The following is a 15,657-nucleotide window of genomic DNA, read 5'->3' on the forward strand; positions in this document are numbered from 1 at the left end:
GTCAGTTAATTTATTTTCTATAAATTGCCATAAAATTGTTAGAACCGGCCAAATGAAAGATATTAATCCGCAGCTGATACTGGAAGATGTTGATGCCATCCCGGAATCCGCGTATATATGGCACTGGAAAACGGAACATCACTTTTCCCTTCATAAGCATAATAAAGGACAACTGACTTATGTGGAAGGTGGCGCCGCTTTCCTGTACACAAAGGACAAAACTTATTTTCTGCCCGCCCGTCATTATATGTGGGTGCCGGCTGGTGTGGAGCACTATTTTCAGCACAGGTACCCGGCTAACTACGTACGCACTATTTATTTCTTTAGTGAGCTGGACGACAGTGAACATCCTTTTTATACTAAAACAGGCATCTACCCTGTCAGTAATCTCCTGCTGGAAATGATCCTGCATACGGCTGCCTGGGATGGCGACATATTGCCGGACGACAAGCGCTTTGTGTTTATCAAAGCCATTAAATATATGCTGCCGGCTATCAGCTCGGTGCCGCTTCCCATTACTTTACCTACTACCGATAATCCCCGGCTTCAACCGGTTTTAAAGTATATACAGGAAAACCTTGGCGAACCGCTTACCCTTGAAACGGTGGGGCATGAATTCAACTACAGTGAACGCACGCTCACAAGCCTCTTCCGCTCAACAATGGATATTTCTTTCTTTCAATACCTGAAACTGGCCAGGATGATCAAAGCAATGGAGTATCTGCTGGAAACAGAGAAAACGATCAGTGAAATAGCCTGGGATACCGGCTACAACAGCGTTTCCGCGTTCAGTAATACGTTCTTCAAACTGGTAGGTAAAAGGCCGAGCGACTTTCAGCCATAACCCACTCATCCGAATGTGCTTGATTTTTTGCGGCAATTGCACAATCTTTAAGCGCAATCAAGATCCGATCCATGAACGTAACAAGAAAACAACTTTGGCTGCCGCTATTGCTGGCAGGCACTATGAGCCTGCAACTACAGGCGCAGCAGAAGAACAGCAAAGCCAATCCCACTGCCGGAGAAGAAACGCCACCACAACGGTCCGTTGTACTGAACCCGGATACGGCGGTTACCACCTTCCATGACGTAACAGTAAAAGGTCAGAAGATCCCTTACAAAGCCATAGCTGGTACCCAGCCCGTGTGGGACCAGGACGGCAAAGTACTGGCAGGACTCTTTTATACCTATTATGAAAGGACCGATGTAAAAGACCGTGCAGCACGACCACTGGTCATTTCCTTTAATGGCGGCCCCGGCACTCCATCCGTATGGATGCAGATTGCCTATACCGGCCCCCGGCTACTCAATATCGATGATGAGGGATACCCGGTACAACCCTATGGCATACACGAAAATCCGGAAACCATCCTGGATATCGCAGATATCATTTATATAGATCCGGCCAACACCGGCTTCTCCAGGCTTATAGGGAAAGATGTACCGCGTGAAAAATTCTTCGGGGTAAATGCAGACATCCGCTACCTGGCAGAATGGATCAACACTTTTGTATCCAGGCAAAACAGGTGGGCTTCCCCCAAGTACCTGATCGGTGAAAGCTATGGTACCACCCGTGTTTCCGGCCTGGCGCTGGAATTGCAGAATGCCCAGTGGATGTATCTCAATGGTGTGATCCTCGTATCCCCCACTGAACTGGGCATTTCCCGCAACGGCCCTGTGGATGCAGCATTGCGGCTCCCTTACTTTGCGGCCACCGCATGGTATCATAAAATGCTGCCACCGGATCTGCAACAGAAAGATCTCACGGCAGTGTTGCCGGAAGTAGAAAACTTCACCATCCATGAATTAATACCGGCCATCAGCCAGGGTGGATTCCTGGAAGATCAGCAACGAAAAAGCATCGCAGCAAAAATGGCCCGCTATTCCGGGTTATCAGAAAAAGTGATCCTGCAGCATAACCTGGATGTACCACCGAATTTTTTCTGGAAAGAATTACTGAGAGATAAAGGGTTTACAGTAGGCCGGCTGGATTCCCGCTACCGTGGCCTCGACCGCGAAGATGCAGGCAACGGTCCTGATTACAATGCAGAACTGACTTCCTGGCTGCATGCGTTTACGCCGGCGATTAATATTTACCTCAGACAGGAACTGAAATTCAGCACCGATCTTAAATACATGATGTTTGGCCCGGTGCATCCGTGGGATAAAAACGGCGACAATACCGGCGAAAACCTCCGCGAAGCAATGGCAGCCAATCCCTACCTGCACGTAATGATCCAATCGGGCTACTACGATGGCGCCTGTGATTATTTCAATGCCAAATACAGCATGTGGCAGATGGATCCGGGCGGAAGGCTGAAAGACCGTCTGTCGTGGCGCGGCTACCGCAGCGGTCATATGATGTACCTCCGGAAAGATGATCTGGCAACAGGCAATAATGATATCCGCGATTTTATCCGCGCATCCCTTCCTAAAACCGGACAGGCAGCGAAATACTAATCCGCATTGGATAAAAAAAGCAGCAGTGAAATAGTCGCTGCTGCTTTTTTTATTGATAACCGGGTAACTATATCTTATATGTTACGCCTAATGTCATGTAGATATTGTACAAGGGGAAATCCATTCCTTTAAAATCGTCCGGAAATATGGGACGTAGCCCCCAGTTGAGATTCCCATCCACGCTGAGTTTCCTGCCTACACGATAAGCAGCGCCGCCCTGTACCCCGGCATCAAAGGAACGCACTTCGGTGCCAAAGTCGAACGTTGCTTCTGTGATGTTTACCTTCTCTCCCAGTGATCCGCCGTTGCGGATATAACCATCCGAAACATTGCCATGGAAATTGGAGCTGAACAACCAGGCTACATAACCACCCAGGTTAAAACGCCACCGGTCGCCGGGTGTATATACCAGGCTTATGGGAAAAGATACATAGGCGTTACGTACAGTGGTTTCGTTTTTACCGGTAAAATCTCCTTCAAAACGGCCACCATCACTGGTAGTAATGATAGTAGGAAAATATTGCACTTCATCTTTGGTGAACATTCCTTTATAATCCAGTTTCACAGCTACAGCAACACCCCATTTTTTAGTTTTGCGGTATGATAACTCGTAACCCAGTGAAGGAGAAAATTCCGGCCGGTAGGTTTCAATTTTGCGGATAGTATTGGGCAGGCCCACCGGCGCTGTTCCACCAAAATTAAATCCGGCCAGGATACGATGTTCCAGTACCCGTTTAAAACCGTGCGTATTCGTTTGTGCATGCCCGTTATCCTGTGCAAATAACGCAGTGGCAGCCGTGAGCATGCCGAGCATCATTCCTGATATCTTTATATTCATCATCTGCTGTAATCTTTTATTCATTTACGGTTACTTCACTATCTCAAGGCTGTCTAATACCAACCTGCTGCCGATTGCGCCTTTATAGGTGTCGCCATCTTTACTGGAAGAAGCTACAATGGCCATCATCATTTTCTCTGTTCCGGTGTATGGTTGTACCGTTTTAAACGGAATATCAAACCGGGTCCATGTGGTGCGCGGACCGCCGTCCGGTATGCTGGCGGTAGCCACTATCCTGTCTGATGTATGGATATTGGTGGCATCCAGCCTGGTTGTTCCTTTGAACAGCACTGCGTATACAGAACAACTGTCTTTCATGCCTGCAATAATATTCCCGGCTTTATCCTGGTAGTGTTCTCCCGGCTGATATTTATAATAACCTACAAAACGCAGTGGCTTACCTGAATAGGGTTCTCCGAATTGCGTGGCCGTTAATGGCGCCGTCATGGCATTTCTCGAATCAAATACGCCCACAAAAAGAGAACCGGCAAACAGTTTAATGCCCAGCAGGGCCGACAAAGCGGTGCCGGTACGGGTAACCAGTTCAGCGGACGACTTTCCATGATATGCATCTGAGGAAGCGCGCAGCGGGTATTCCATCGGATCTTTCTTTACACCCGACAGGGCTATGCCAGGATTACCAGACGACCAGAAAGAACTGCTGCCATGTTCCTCTACGTATTGGTATTTATCTTTATCCTGTAACAGCCAGGTTTCAAAGTCCCATTTCCATATTCCCATACCTCCAAATTCAACTGTATAGATCTTCTTATTTCCGTTTGCAGCGGTCACCACATATTCGCTTACCCGTGAGGAATCCAGGTGCAGTGAGTCGCCGGAACCCGGTGATACGCTGGCTCCCGCTGAAGTTGTAATAACAGGGGTCACACCGCTTTTAAAAGCCGCAGGTGTGAGATTCAGCATAATCTTTTTGTTTGCCTGATCAATAAAAATATCTGCAGTAAGATATTTTTTTTCAATAGTAAATGTTTCAATATCGGCCTCCGGGTTAATGGGTGCGTCTTTAATACAGGCGTGTAACAAAATAGTCAGCGTGGTCAAATAACTTAGTTTCTTTAATTTCATGCCGTTATTGGTTAAATAGTCAGAACAACTCCCAACTGTGAAAAGTTCAATCATGATTGACAAAATGAGAATCAGGCGAATATTAATCTATGCAGCCAAATGCGTAACCGGCGTGCTGGTAGTGCTTGGTCTGTCGTGGTTAGTAAATTACAATGACATCATCTGGGTGCTGATTTCCGTGATGCTGGTGCTATCTCCGGACGGATCAGACGCAGTAACGTTGGCGGTTACACGTATTAAGGCAAATGTGGTGGGTGGTATATCGGGGTTCCTGCTGATATTGGTGCATCCGAATATGTTGCTGATGATGAGTACTGCTGTATTTGTTACCGTGGTGATCTGCAACCTGCTGAACCTGGAAGCGGCTACGCGTACAGCGTTGGCGGCCACTATTATTGTAATGACCCACGAGGCTGGTGAACATGTATGGGATACTGCCGTGGCGAGAGTACTGTCTGTGTTAGCCGGCTGTTTGCTTGGGTTGCTGATTACTTTCATCTTCCATAACCGTTATACAAAACAAACCGCTGAAATGATCCTTCCGAAACCCGACCGTGGCGGGGAATAAAATGATACAGATTTGCTTCAGAATCGGCCCTTATTTTTGTCGCTACAAGGAGTGAAGCATGAAGAAAATGATATTATCAACAGGTTTGGCATTAGGCGCCCTCTCCTGTTCTTATTGTGCTGCTGCACAGGAAATAGATTCCCTGCCTGCCGGAAATGATTCCATCCGTTTTACGTATCCTGTACAAAAGAGCCAGCTGCCTGCCTGGCAAACAAAACAGTTTCATACCACCCTTGCTGGTATTGCCGTTCCGGCGGTGATGATTGGTTATGGTGTGGTTGCGCTCAACAATCCAACCCTCCGGGACCTGAACTCCACTACCAAAACGGAAATCAAGGAAGACCATCCTCAATTCCGCACCCATATTGATAACTACCTGCAGTATGCTCCCGTTGCAGCTGTTTATATCCTGAATGCCGCCGGCATACAGGGAAAACACAACCTGCGCGACCGCACCATCCTCCTTGGTATTTCTGCAGTGATTACCGCCAGTACAGTGGAAATTGTAAAAAAAGGCACGCATGAAGAACGGCCGGATCATTCTGATTACCTGTCCTTCCCTTCCGGGCATACCGCCACGGCTTTCGCCGCCGCAGAATATCTCCGGCAGGAGTACAAAGACGTTTCTCCCTGGTACGGCGTGGCCGGCTATTTAGCCGCTACCACCACCGGCGCTTTAAGGATGTATAATAATAAACACTGGCTCAGTGATGTGGTAGCAGGCGCCGGAATAGGTATACTGGGTACCAAAGCGGCCTATTGGATGTACCCCTGGATACAACGGCAGCTCTTTAAAGATCCTGCGCGCTCCACGGATAAGGTGATCATGCCTTATTACAACCCGCAATTTCACAGCGCGGGCCTCAGCTTTATCTTCTTCCCCCGCTAAGTAGCTTGATAAGTATATAACATGTCATAACGCCTATGTAGCGCTATGATGCTGCATCTGTCCCGGATGTGAAAAATACGTATATTAAAATATTAATTGGAGTGTTAACGAAAGAGTATATGGGGGTTAACCCCTAAAGTTGACCTGGTTACAAACACCTGTTTTTGGCAATTCGGTAAAGTTGCGGGTTTATCCTGAGAAATTTTGTGATTTAATTGTTAACGTGAAAAAAAAATGATCATTTTTGCAAGAGGCCCCGTGAAAAACCAGTGATCTGTGCAAAATATCGTGCTTTCATTAACATAGAATTTACAGTTGCCTGTGCCGGACCCATTATTTTAGCATTATCAATATGATAATCATCAAAACCCTTTGACCTGCAAACGACTCAAAATAAAACTGATCCTGTGTTTAACAAACCCCTCCTCAAAAGCTATTAATTATGTATGTTCCGGTAATTATTTTCTTCTTTTTCATGTTGTGGTACATTCATTTCCGAACCCAAAGCTTTCGCAGTGCGTCTTTTAAAGAAAAGAAACTAAAGCCCATAGCGGGAGAAGATGCTATTCATGCGGTCAGGATAATAGGTGTATCCAACAGTGTATTCAGCGTATCCAAATATCTCCGCAGCGTAAAGAACCTGTCAGACAAAAGGTTTATGACCGTGGCGATTAACCAGGTGATCACTACCACTATGGGAACCACGCACCAGGCCCGCCTCATTGAAAACCTCGCTCCCGGAGAGGAGCGCCGGCTGGGACATACCGATCATGTGAGGGAAGGCAAATACCAGATCTACATCGGCTATGAAATACTATGGGCAAGGTACACTCCTGCCCCTGTATGGCACAAAGAAAAAGACACTGAAATGGCATCTCCCGCAAAACTATATAATGAAATGCTCAGGCAGCACCAGGACTCGCTGATTCAGGAAATGGAGGACAAAAAAGATTTATTGTCCTGACAGCTGTGCCGTTTTACCCCTGAAGATGCTTAACCAAACCATAGAGAAGACAACACCCAGCGTAGCGCCGGCGGTAACATCTTCCAGGAAATGCTGGCTCATATACATCCGGGAATATCCCACCAGCATAGCCAGTGCCAGGTATAACAACGACCAATACTTATTTTTTGCATAATAGGAAAGCACCGTAGCTGCTGTAAACGCACATACGCTGTGTCCCGAGGGGAAGCTTCTGAAATTATCAAGAACCGGGACGCCGGGTACAAAATAAATTTCCTGTAAACGGCTGGCAAAATAACGGTGCGGGCGGGGAAAGCCGATCATTGCTTTCAGCGTGAAACTGATAGCTGCGGTAAACAGGTAAGCAGTAGCCAACATAGCGCCGGCACGCCTGTTAATAACCAGCAGCAACAACGAAATGAGTACCGCCGCAGCAACGCTTCCCAGCTCTGTTATACGGGGAAACAGGAAGTCGCCCGCAGGCGTGTGCAGGTTATTGATAAAGAAATAAGCATCCTGACGGCTTACCACCAGCCGCGTTATCAGCACCGTGATTACTAAAAGTGCAAATGGCCACACCAGCCATTTCAGCTGCTGGTATACTTTAATGAAATTTTTCAGAAAGGTATTCATGCGATCACGACTGGGTTAACCGGCGATGATAATTTATTTGTCCGAGATGATAATTAAGATGTGTACTCAGGTGCACCAGGAAATGCCCGGTAGACATGGCACTTGAAAAAACCTTTTCCGGATACGTTTTTTCAAGATCTTCCGCCGTTAAACCGGCTATAACGGTAAGGATTACACGACGGGTAGAACTGATCAGCACCAGCAGGTCTTCCGTGGGTACATTCCGCGCGCTGAACTCCAGCTCCCTGTTGCGGACATACCCCGTTTTCCCCAGTATGGCGCCTATATAGTTTTGCAGATTACCACAGAGATGCAGACAGAGGTTTCCAGCTGAATTTGTTATCCCGGGAGGAACCCGCCAAATGCCTGCTGCTGTTTCGTATGCGGCGATCTCTTCTTCCAGTTTGCTGAGATCGCGCTCAAATAAGTTAATTAAAATTCCGTTTAGCATATACTAAAGATAGGAAAAGCCCGCAATCATCTAAAGTTTTCCTTAAACATAAACTGATATGTTTTTGTTTAAAGTACATAACCCAACAGGATGACTGACAATAACAAACGCGAACTTACGCCCTTCCAGGAGAAATGGCATACCATCATTTTCGAGGCAAACACGCCGGCGGGAAGGGCGTTCGATATTATCCTTCTCGTTGCCATCCTGATCAGTGTTGTTATTGTAATGATGGAAAGCGTGATGCCTTTGCAGGAGAAATTCGGACGCTTGTTTCACATACTGGAATGGGTATTCACTATTATCTTCTCCCTTGAATATCTTTTCCGGGTATGGTGCAGCTACCGCCCAAAGGCTTATATCACCAGCTTCTACGGACTTGTTGACCTGCTCTGCATTCTGCCTACCTATGTAGAGGCTTTTTATGGTGGTGCGCATTTCCTGCTCACCATCCGGATACTGCGGCTCATGCGTATCTTCAGGATATTTAAGCTGGTTCCCTTCCTGAATGAAAGCAAACAACTGTCGCTTGCCTTACAACAAAGCAAACGTAAAATATTTGTTTTCCTTTTTTTTATTGGATTATTGACTGTTGTTTTAGGCGCTATCATGTATGTGATAGAGTCTGAGCACAATTCGGGATTCACCAGCATCCCGGTAAGTGTGTACTGGGCAGTAGTTACACTAACAACCGTGGGTTACGGGGACATTGCGCCTATAACACCACTGGGACAAGCATTTTCAGCGCTCATTATGATAATGGGTTATGCAATTATAGCAGTGCCTACAGGGATCGTAACAGTAGAGATGAGCAGGATACGTAGCCGCGAAGATGTAGATCGTAGAGTTTGTCCGCATTGCATGCGTGAAGGACACGATGCCAATGCGGACTTCTGCAAATACTGCGGCAATAAACTCTGAAAATTATTTTACACTGAATAATGGCTGTACATCTATCATCGCCTTCTGGTAAGCAGCATCAAAAACTTCCCATTTACCGGAAACACCGATGCGTATAGTGCGGCCATCTATCAGGTCAAACTCGGCTACCTTTTTATTAAACCCGTGTTTAGTTCTTCTGAAATCCGTAATATCAGACAGCGGAAATTCCAGGGTAATCTTTTTACGGGTGAGCAACCAACCGATGATGCCAAACAAAAGAAACATCATCATCGGCTTTGATTCCAAAACAATTCTCTCATTTGTAATATACAACGTACCTTGTTTTGCCTGAAAATTGCTTTTAATATAAACACCATCTACCTTGAATAACACGGTTTCCTGTGGGTTAAGGGGCCATTTAACTTTAATCTCCTTCATGGTAATTAACAATATGGTTAGCCACAAAAATATAATTTTATTGTGAATCTAAACGGTAAATATGATCCTTACTTCGCTACTTGATAACGATTTCTACAAATTCACCATGCAACATGGTGTTATCAAATTGTTTCCGAAGGCCCGTGCCCGTTATACTTTCATTAACCGCGGACAGCACGCATTTCCGCCGGGCTTCGCGGAAGCCCTCCGTGAAGCAGTGAATAACATGCAGGAACTGCAGCTTACCCGGGAAGAAAAAGAATACCTGGCTGTAACCTGTCCGTACCTCGATCCCACCTACCTCGATTTTTTACAGGGCTACCGCTATAATCCCGCTGAAATACATATTGCACAACAGGGCGAAAACCTGGAAGTACATGCAGATGGCTACTGGTACCGTACCATCCTTTGGGAAGTGCCGCTGATGTCGCTCATTTGTGAGCTCTATTACCAGCTAACCGGCCAGGAACGGGTAGCCGATGAAGAAGTAATCCGCATTACCCGGGGAAAGATTGAGAAATATAAAGAGATGGATATCACCATCGCGGACTTTGGCACCCGGCGGCGGCATTCCCTCGCCGTTCATAAGCTGGTGGTGAAAACGCTGCGCGACTATGGAGAAGGCTGTTTTATTGGCACCAGCAATGTACACCTGGCCATGCGGAATGGCGTAAAGCCCGTAGGAACCCACGCACACGAATGGTTTATGTTCCATGCGGCTAAATATGGCTTTAAAATGGCCAATATGCTTGGATTGGAAAACTGGGTACAGGTGTACCGCGGGGATCTGGGGATTGCGCTTTCTGATACCTATACTACGCCTGTTTTCTTTGAGCAGTTTGATAAGAAATTCGCCCGGCTGTTTGATGGCGTGCGGCACGACAGTGGCGATCCTATTTTATTTGCAGACCGTACTATTATTCACTACAAAGGCAAGAACGTAGACCCACTCAGCAAAACCATCATTTTCTCGGATGGCCTTAACTATGAGAAAGTAGCAGATATCGCCGCCTATTGCCGGGGAAAGATAGGGATGTCGTTTGGCATCGGTACCAATTTTACCAATGATGTAGGGTTAACAGCCCTGAATATTGTAATTAAGATGTATGAGGCCCTGCCTGAAGATGCTACCCGGTGGACGCCTGTTGTGAAGTTGTCTGATGTGAACGGGAAATATACCGGCGATCCGAGGATGATCGAACTGGCAAAGGAAATGCTGGATATTTAACAGCGGACTGTTTCCGGATTTGTTTGCCCGCATGATACAGGTAACAAATCCGGAAACCATCAGTTACCAGTTCCCCAGGCCAATACCCGTATCCCCTTCCGCCACATCCCCGGATTCAAAGCCTTTCTTAAACCAGAACATTCTTTGCTCGGAAGTTCCGTGGGTAAAAGCATCCGGTACTACCTGGCCTGTGCTCGCCTGTTGAAGGCGATCGTCGCCTACCGCACTGGCGGCATTCAGCCCGGATTCAATATCGCCCGGATCCAGGAACGGCTTGATCTTATTGGCGCGGTTGGCCCAAACGCCGGCCAGGAAATCTGCCTGCAATTCCAGCATCACCGATAATTTATTGTATTCCTTTTCGCTGAGCCGGGAGCGCATGGATTGTAACTTACTGCTGATACCCAACAGGTTCTGTACGTGATGCCCTACTTCATGAGCAATCACATAAGCCTTTGAGAAATCGCCCTTTACACCAAATTGCTGCTCCAGTTCATTGAAGAAAGAAACATCCAGGTACACTTTACGGTCGGCCGGGCAGTAAAACGGTCCCATAGCTGATTCCGCAAAGCCGCAACCGGAATTGGTACCTTTTTCAAAAGACACCATGCCTGGTACTTCGTAGGTTTTGTTCCTCTCCTGGAACCCCTGCTTCCATACCCGTTCGGTACTGCGGAGTACTTTGGAAGACATCACCTCAAAAGGACTTGCATTCTCCTTCGTGAGTTTTTCAGATGTTCCGGCCTGCTCCTGGCCAGGACTTACCTGCTGAACAGCCTGCATTACCTGCTGCGGGTCCTGCTTAAAGATCAATGCCAGCACTATAATGATAATGGTGCCAATACCGCCGCCAACACCGATTTTGCGCATGCCGCCACCGGTCCGTTTCTCGACGTTTTCGCTCATTTCTTCATCATCAAGACGCATAGTAGATTTTAAATTTAGGGGTGAATATTCTTACCCCGAATGTACATTTTTCATTGTAAATTCCACTCTTTTCCCTAAGGGTAAACAAAAGCATTTTTTACCTGTTAAGTAATCATTACCAATCCATACTCATAAACACCAGTTCGTATGAAAATAAAGCAGATCCTCCTTGCCGCCAGGCCCAAAGGATTACCTGTAGCCAGCAACTTTGAAACAGTAGATGCCATCTTACCGGAACTGCAGGAAGATGAAGTAATGGTAAAACCACTTTACTTTTCTGTAGATCCGTATATGCGTGGCCGTATGAATGATGCAAAGTCATATATCCCTCCGTTCCAGGTGGGCGAGCCGATTGAAAGCACCGGCGTGGCGGAAGTGACCAGCAGCAAAAGCGCCCTTTTTAAAGCCGGAGATAAAGTAATGGGCAACCCCTTCCTGCCCTGGGCAACAGCCGCTATTTTTCCTGCCGCCCATCTCCGTAAAATCGATGACAGCATTCCGCTTACCTATTATCTCGGTGTGCTCGGCGTACCCGGACTAACCGCCTATTTTGGCCTGGCCGATATCGGCAAGCCCCAAGCCGGGGAAACAGTAGTGGTATCCGGTGCTGCCGGCGCGGTGGGTATTGTTGTTGGGCAAATTGCGAAAATAATGGGTTGCCGCGCAGTAGGCATTGCCGGCGGCGCTGAAAAAGTAAAGATGCTCACAGATACCTTTGGTTTTGATGCCGCCATCGATTATAAAGGCAACGCCAATATGGATGCCGCCATAGCTGCGGCCTGCCCTAATGGCGTGGATATTTATTTCGACAACGTAGGTGGCGATATTTCCGACGCCGTGATCAAACATCTCAACTTCTTTGCACGGGTACCGCTATGCGGGCAGATTGCCCTCTATAATTCCACGGAAGTGCCCGTGGGGCCACGTATCCAGCCCATTATGGTAACCAGGAGCATCCTCATGCAGGGCTTTACCATCGGCAACTATTCCAGCAGGTTTGGCGAAGGTTTCAAACAATTGTCGGAATGGGTTAAGGCCGGAAAAATAAAATATACCGAAACCGTGGAAGAAGGATTTGATCATTTGCCGACAGCACTACTCGGATTATTTTCGGGAAGAAACAGCGGTAAGATGGTAGTGAAAGTGTAATTTTGAGTATGACAAATGCAGTTGTTCATACCCGTATTAAAAAAGTAGCCGCCGGAAATATCACAGATGCCAGTGATACGCTTGCTACAGAAGATCCACTCGAAATAAGACTGGTGCATGGGCCTTCTCATAACCGCCGGCAGCAGAACATTTCCGTTACCATGCGTACGCCCGGTGAGGACATGGAACTGGCCGCCGGCTTCCTGTTTACAGAAGGCGTGATCCGCGACCAGGCTGCCATCCAGGAAATTATTTTGTCGGAAGATGATAGCGGCGGTGTTGCTACCGTTCACCTGAAACCAGCCATAGTAGCTCAACTGGGCAATACCCAGCGAAATTTTACCGCCACTGCCGCCTGCGGTGTGTGCGGTAAAAATGATATTGCCGCCATTCATACAGGCGTTTCCGTTAACCGCGCTTCCTTACGACTCGCAGCCGCACAATTATTCGGGTTGCCTGCTATATTACGGAATGAACAGGCGCTGTTTGAGTCTACCGGCGGATTACACGCCGCCGCCCTCTTTAACCGCAACATGGAATTACTCCTGCTGCGCGAAGATATTGGCCGCCATAATGCGGTGGACAAACTCATAGGCGCCGCCCTGCAACAACAGTTAACACCGCTGGATGAATGTATCCTGCTGCTCAGCGGCCGTGCAGGATTTGAGCTGATACAAAAAGCCGCAATGGCAGGGATACCTGTTATTGCCGCCATAGGCGCACCTTCCAGCATGGCGGTAAAAATGGCCGCTGAATGGAATATTACCCTGCTGGGGTTCCTGAAAGATCAACGTTTTAATATTTACAGCGGAGCAGAAAGAATTGATGTCAAATAAATTTACGTGTTATGGATAGTGCAGAAAACCCGGTGCGGTTCACTGGTATCAGACTAGGCCCACCCAAACAAGTAGCAGCGGGCATTCCTGCAGTAGTGTCCAGCATGCGGCACATCCTCGGGGAAATGAATGCCTTCCGCGGTATGAAGGCACTGCTGGAACTCAATCAGAAAGATGGATTCGATTGCCCCGGCTGTGCATGGCCCGATCCCGATGATGAAAGATCCGGCATCGCGGAATATTGCGAGAACGGCGCTAAAGCCATTGCAGAAGAAGCCACCACAAAAAAATTGTTACCCGCTTTTTTTGCGCAGCACAGCATCGCTGAGCTTGGACAATTAACGGATTACGAAATAGGTAAGAAAGGCAGGATAGCCCAACCTATGTACCTCGCTCCCGGCGCCACACATTATACGCCCATCGCCTGGGCAGACGCTTATAAAATTATTGCCGGTCATCTTCATAAATTATCCTCACCGGATGAAGCCGTATTTTATACCTCCGGCAGAACCAGCAATGAAGCGGCTTTCCTGTACCAGTTAATGGTCCGCGAATATGGCACCAACAACCTGCCCGACTGTTCCAATATGTGCCATGAATCCAGTGGCGTAGCCCTGAATGATGCAGTGGGAATAGGTAAAGGATCTGTTACTTTGGAAGATATACATGAAGCGGAAGTGCTTATTATATTAGGACAAAATCCAGGAACCAACCACCCGCGCATGCTCACTGCTTTGCAGAAAGCAAAGGCCAACGGCGCTACCATCATATCGGTAAATCCTTTACCCGAAACAGGTCTGCTGAATTTCCTGAATCCACAAACCGTTAAAGGGGTATTAAATATAAAAACACATCTCACAGATATTTTTCTGCAGGTAAAGATCAATGGAGATATGGCCCTGCTGAAAGCCTTATCGCTGCTGATGCTACAGGAAGAAGAACGCGCGCCCGGCAGTGTATTCGACCAGGAATTTATAGCCGGAAATACCCAGGGCTATGAAGATTATATCGCCCATCTGAAAACGCAGTCGCTCCCGAAACTGATAGCGGATAGCGGCGTAGCGCCCGAACTCATTCAACAGGCAGCACAAGCCCTGTTCCATAAAAAGAAGATCATCGCCTGCTGGGCAATGGGGCTCACCCAACACAAAAATGCGGTAGACACGATCCGCGAAGTGGTGAACCTGCTGCTGCTGAAAGGCAGTATCGGCAAGCCCGGAGCAGGCACCTGCCCGGTACGCGGGCATAGCAATGTACAGGGCGACCGGACGATGGGCATTTATGAGCAACCATCCGCAGCCCTTCTTAACAAGATTAACGCCGTATACGGATTTCAGCCGCCACAGGCACACGGCTACGACGTGGTACATGCCATCAACGCCATGCACCGCGGAGATGCCAAAGTGTTTATGGCGATGGGCGGCAACTTTCTTTCCGCTACGCCGGACACATTGTATACCGCGGAGGCGCTGCGCAGCTGCGATCTTACCGTGCACGTATCTACGAAATTAAACCGCAGCCATGTTGTACACGGTAAAGAAGCCCTGATATTACCCTGTCTCGGTCGCAGCGATAAAGATATCCAACATGGCGAACAACAATTTGTGACCTGCGAAAACTCTATGGGTGTCATCCAGATGTCGAAAGGTAACCTGCAACCGGTATCCAATGATATGAGAAGTGAACCGGTGATTGTCTGCGAACTGGCCATGACCCTGCTCGGTGAGAAGTCGCGTGTACCCTGGGCAGACTATGCCCGGCACTATGATCACATACGCAACGATATTGAAAAAGTAATTCCGGGCTTCGATAATTACAATAAAAGAGTGAGGCATCCGGGAGGGTTCTATCTGCCCAATGGCGCGCGGGACGGACGGTTCAATACCTACAATGGCAAAGCCAATTTCAACATCGCGGATGTACTAACCACACCGCTGGCCATCGACGAGTATATGATGATGACCATCCGCAGCCATGATCAGTTCAATACAACTATATACGGGCTGGACGACCGTTACCGCGGTGTATATCACGAGCGGCGGGTAATATTCATGCATCCTGCGGATATTGCCGCTGCCGGATTCCATCCGGGCGATGTGGTAGATCTCTACAACTATCACGGTGGCAAAGAACGCGTAGCATATGGCTTCATTATTGTATCTTATCACATACCTGAAAAATGTACCGCTACCTATTTCCCGGAAACCAACGTACTGGTGCCGGTGGACAGTGTAGCAGATAAAAGCAATACGCCCACATCAAAACTGGTGATCATCAAAATAAAATCATCGACTATAAAAAACTAACG

The 15,657-nt window shown here is 47.7% G+C and carries 16 protein-coding genes; 10 read left to right on the forward strand and 6 right to left on the reverse strand.

From position 1 onward, the window contains the following. Nucleotides 1-52 precede the first annotated feature (52 nt). Together V7S65_RS08495 and V7S65_RS08500 are read left to right on the forward strand one after the other, a co-directional pair. Complete coding sequence (locus V7S65_RS08495) at nt 53-844, forward strand: helix-turn-helix transcriptional regulator (RefSeq protein WP_336388552.1); 792 nt, start codon at nt 53-55, stop codon at nt 842-844. Nucleotides 845-915: 71 nt separating this feature from the next. Then, nucleotides 916-2,460, forward strand: coding sequence for a S10 family peptidase (locus tag V7S65_RS08500; RefSeq protein ID WP_336388551.1), 1,545 nt, complete (start codon nt 916-918; stop codon nt 2,458-2,460). 67 nt (nt 2,461-2,527) lie between these two features. Here the strand turns inward: V7S65_RS08500 and V7S65_RS08505 are convergent, their stop codons facing one another. Continuing rightward, the gene (locus V7S65_RS08505) at nt 2,528-3,322 is read right to left on the reverse strand and encodes a porin family protein (RefSeq protein WP_339545525.1); all 795 of its coding nucleotides are present in this window, start codon (nt 3,320-3,322) and stop codon (nt 2,528-2,530) included. 6 nt (nt 3,323-3,328) lie between these two features. Further along, nucleotides 3,329-4,384 carry a PCMD domain-containing protein gene (locus V7S65_RS08510; RefSeq protein WP_336388549.1) on the reverse strand — a complete coding sequence of 352 codons (1,056 nt, stop codon included), beginning with the start codon at nt 4,382-4,384 and terminating at the stop codon, nt 3,329-3,331. A gap of 64 nt (nt 4,385-4,448) precedes the next feature. On the opposite strand from V7S65_RS08510, the gene V7S65_RS08515 reads away from it, so the two are divergent. From V7S65_RS08515 to V7S65_RS08525, 3 genes are all read left to right on the forward strand, one after another. After that, the gene (locus V7S65_RS08515) at nt 4,449-4,952 is read left to right on the forward strand and encodes an FUSC family protein (protein WP_168771358.1); all 504 of its coding nucleotides are present in this window, start codon (nt 4,449-4,451) and stop codon (nt 4,950-4,952) included. A 58-nt stretch (nt 4,953-5,010) separates the two neighbouring features. Then, nucleotides 5,011-5,841, forward strand: coding sequence for a phosphatase PAP2 family protein (locus V7S65_RS08520; protein WP_079471893.1), 831 nt, complete (start codon nt 5,011-5,013; stop codon nt 5,839-5,841). 442 nt (nt 5,842-6,283) lie between these two features. Then, on the forward strand, nt 6,284-6,805 hold the full coding sequence (locus V7S65_RS08525; protein ID WP_079471894.1) for a hypothetical protein: 522 nt from the start codon (nt 6,284-6,286) through the stop codon (nt 6,803-6,805). Here V7S65_RS08525 and V7S65_RS08530 read toward each other — a convergent pair. Further along, nucleotides 6,794-7,438, reverse strand: a complete 645-nt coding sequence (locus V7S65_RS08530) for a phosphatase PAP2 family protein (RefSeq protein ID WP_336388548.1) — start codon at nt 7,436-7,438, stop codon at nt 6,794-6,796. The two genes, V7S65_RS08525 and V7S65_RS08530, sit on opposite strands and share 12 nt — an antisense overlap. A 4-nt stretch (nt 7,439-7,442) precedes the next feature. Then, a complete protein-coding gene (locus tag V7S65_RS08535; protein ID WP_079471896.1) occupies nt 7,443-7,889 on the reverse strand; it encodes a DinB family protein in 447 nt (148 codons plus the stop codon). Nucleotides 7,890-7,979: 90 nt separating this feature from the next. On the opposite strand from V7S65_RS08535, the gene V7S65_RS08540 reads away from it, so the two are divergent. Further along, a complete protein-coding gene (locus V7S65_RS08540) occupies nt 7,980-8,810 on the forward strand; it encodes an ion transporter (protein WP_079471897.1) in 831 nt (276 codons plus the stop codon). 3 nt (nt 8,811-8,813) lie between these two features. Here V7S65_RS08540 and V7S65_RS08545 read toward each other — a convergent pair whose 3' ends face one another. Next, on the reverse strand, nt 8,814-9,209 hold the full coding sequence (locus V7S65_RS08545) for a hypothetical protein (protein WP_336388547.1): 396 nt from the start codon (nt 9,207-9,209) through the stop codon (nt 8,814-8,816). Between the two features lie 61 nt (nt 9,210-9,270). Here V7S65_RS08545 and pncB point away from each other — a divergent pair, with 61 nt between their 5' ends. Next, entirely contained in the window at nt 9,271-10,437 is a 1,167-nt protein-coding gene (gene pncB, locus V7S65_RS08550; RefSeq protein ID WP_111578190.1) for a nicotinate phosphoribosyltransferase, read from the forward strand. 63 nt (nt 10,438-10,500) lie between these two features. On the opposite strand, the gene ypfJ is transcribed toward pncB, so the two are convergent. Further along, nucleotides 10,501-11,364, reverse strand: coding sequence for a KPN_02809 family neutral zinc metallopeptidase (gene ypfJ / locus V7S65_RS08555; RefSeq protein WP_336388546.1), 864 nt, complete (start codon nt 11,362-11,364; stop codon nt 10,501-10,503). 147 nt (nt 11,365-11,511) lie between these two features. Here ypfJ and V7S65_RS08560 point away from each other — a divergent pair, with 147 nt between their 5' ends. The 3 genes from V7S65_RS08560 to V7S65_RS08570 are packed head-to-tail and all read left to right on the forward strand — an operon-like array spanning nt 11,512 to nt 15,655. Then, nucleotides 11,512-12,513, forward strand: a complete 1,002-nt coding sequence (locus V7S65_RS08560; protein ID WP_336388545.1) for an NADP-dependent oxidoreductase — start codon at nt 11,512-11,514, stop codon at nt 12,511-12,513. 8 nt (nt 12,514-12,521) lie between these two features. Continuing rightward, nucleotides 12,522-13,349 (forward strand): formate dehydrogenase accessory sulfurtransferase FdhD, encoded by an 828-nt coding sequence (gene fdhD, locus V7S65_RS08565; RefSeq protein ID WP_336388544.1) that lies wholly within the window; start codon nt 12,522-12,524, stop codon nt 13,347-13,349. Between the two features lie 11 nt (nt 13,350-13,360). Further along, nucleotides 13,361-15,655, forward strand: a complete 2,295-nt coding sequence (locus V7S65_RS08570) for an FdhF/YdeP family oxidoreductase (protein WP_336388543.1) — start codon at nt 13,361-13,363, stop codon at nt 15,653-15,655. Nucleotides 15,656-15,657 lie beyond the last annotated feature (2 nt).

It is taken from the genome of Chitinophaga sp. CCNWYY40, assembly GCF_037483205.1.
GTDB classification, from domain to species: Bacteria; Bacteroidota; Bacteroidia; order Chitinophagales; family Chitinophagaceae; genus Chitinophaga; species Chitinophaga ginsengisegetis.

What these genes read in the sequence shown, in the direction of transcription:
- V7S65_RS08495 (WP_336388552.1), top strand. Translation starts at nt 53, where the DNA reads ATGAAAGATATTAATCCGCAGCTGATACTGGAAGATGTTGATGCCATC.
- V7S65_RS08500 (WP_336388551.1), top strand. Translation starts at nt 916, where the DNA reads ATGAACGTAACAAGAAAACAACTTTGGCTGCCGCTATTGCTGGCAGGC.
- V7S65_RS08505 (WP_339545525.1), bottom strand. Translation starts at nt 3,322, where the DNA reads ATGAATAAAAGATTACAGCAGATGATGAATATAAAGATATCAGGAATG.
- V7S65_RS08510 (WP_336388549.1), bottom strand. Translation starts at nt 4,384, where the DNA reads ATGAAATTAAAGAAACTAAGTTATTTGACCACGCTGACTATTTTGTTA.
- V7S65_RS08515 (WP_168771358.1), top strand. Translation starts at nt 4,449, where the DNA reads ATGAGAATCAGGCGAATATTAATCTATGCAGCCAAATGCGTAACCGGC.
- V7S65_RS08520 (WP_079471893.1), top strand. Translation starts at nt 5,011, where the DNA reads ATGAAGAAAATGATATTATCAACAGGTTTGGCATTAGGCGCCCTCTCC.
- V7S65_RS08525 (WP_079471894.1), top strand. Translation starts at nt 6,284, where the DNA reads ATGTATGTTCCGGTAATTATTTTCTTCTTTTTCATGTTGTGGTACATT.
- V7S65_RS08530 (WP_336388548.1), bottom strand. Translation starts at nt 7,438, where the DNA reads ATGAATACCTTTCTGAAAAATTTCATTAAAGTATACCAGCAGCTGAAA.
- V7S65_RS08535 (WP_079471896.1), bottom strand. Translation starts at nt 7,889, where the DNA reads ATGCTAAACGGAATTTTAATTAACTTATTTGAGCGCGATCTCAGCAAA.
- V7S65_RS08540 (WP_079471897.1), top strand. Translation starts at nt 7,980, where the DNA reads ATGACTGACAATAACAAACGCGAACTTACGCCCTTCCAGGAGAAATGG.
- V7S65_RS08545 (WP_336388547.1), bottom strand. Translation starts at nt 9,209, where the DNA reads ATGAAGGAGATTAAAGTTAAATGGCCCCTTAACCCACAGGAAACCGTG.
- pncB (WP_111578190.1), top strand. Translation starts at nt 9,271, where the DNA reads ATGATCCTTACTTCGCTACTTGATAACGATTTCTACAAATTCACCATG.
- ypfJ (WP_336388546.1), bottom strand. Translation starts at nt 11,364, where the DNA reads ATGCGTCTTGATGATGAAGAAATGAGCGAAAACGTCGAGAAACGGACC.
- V7S65_RS08560 (WP_336388545.1), top strand. Translation starts at nt 11,512, where the DNA reads ATGAAAATAAAGCAGATCCTCCTTGCCGCCAGGCCCAAAGGATTACCT.
- fdhD (WP_336388544.1), top strand. Translation starts at nt 12,522, where the DNA reads ATGACAAATGCAGTTGTTCATACCCGTATTAAAAAAGTAGCCGCCGGA.
- V7S65_RS08570 (WP_336388543.1), top strand. Translation starts at nt 13,361, where the DNA reads ATGGATAGTGCAGAAAACCCGGTGCGGTTCACTGGTATCAGACTAGGC.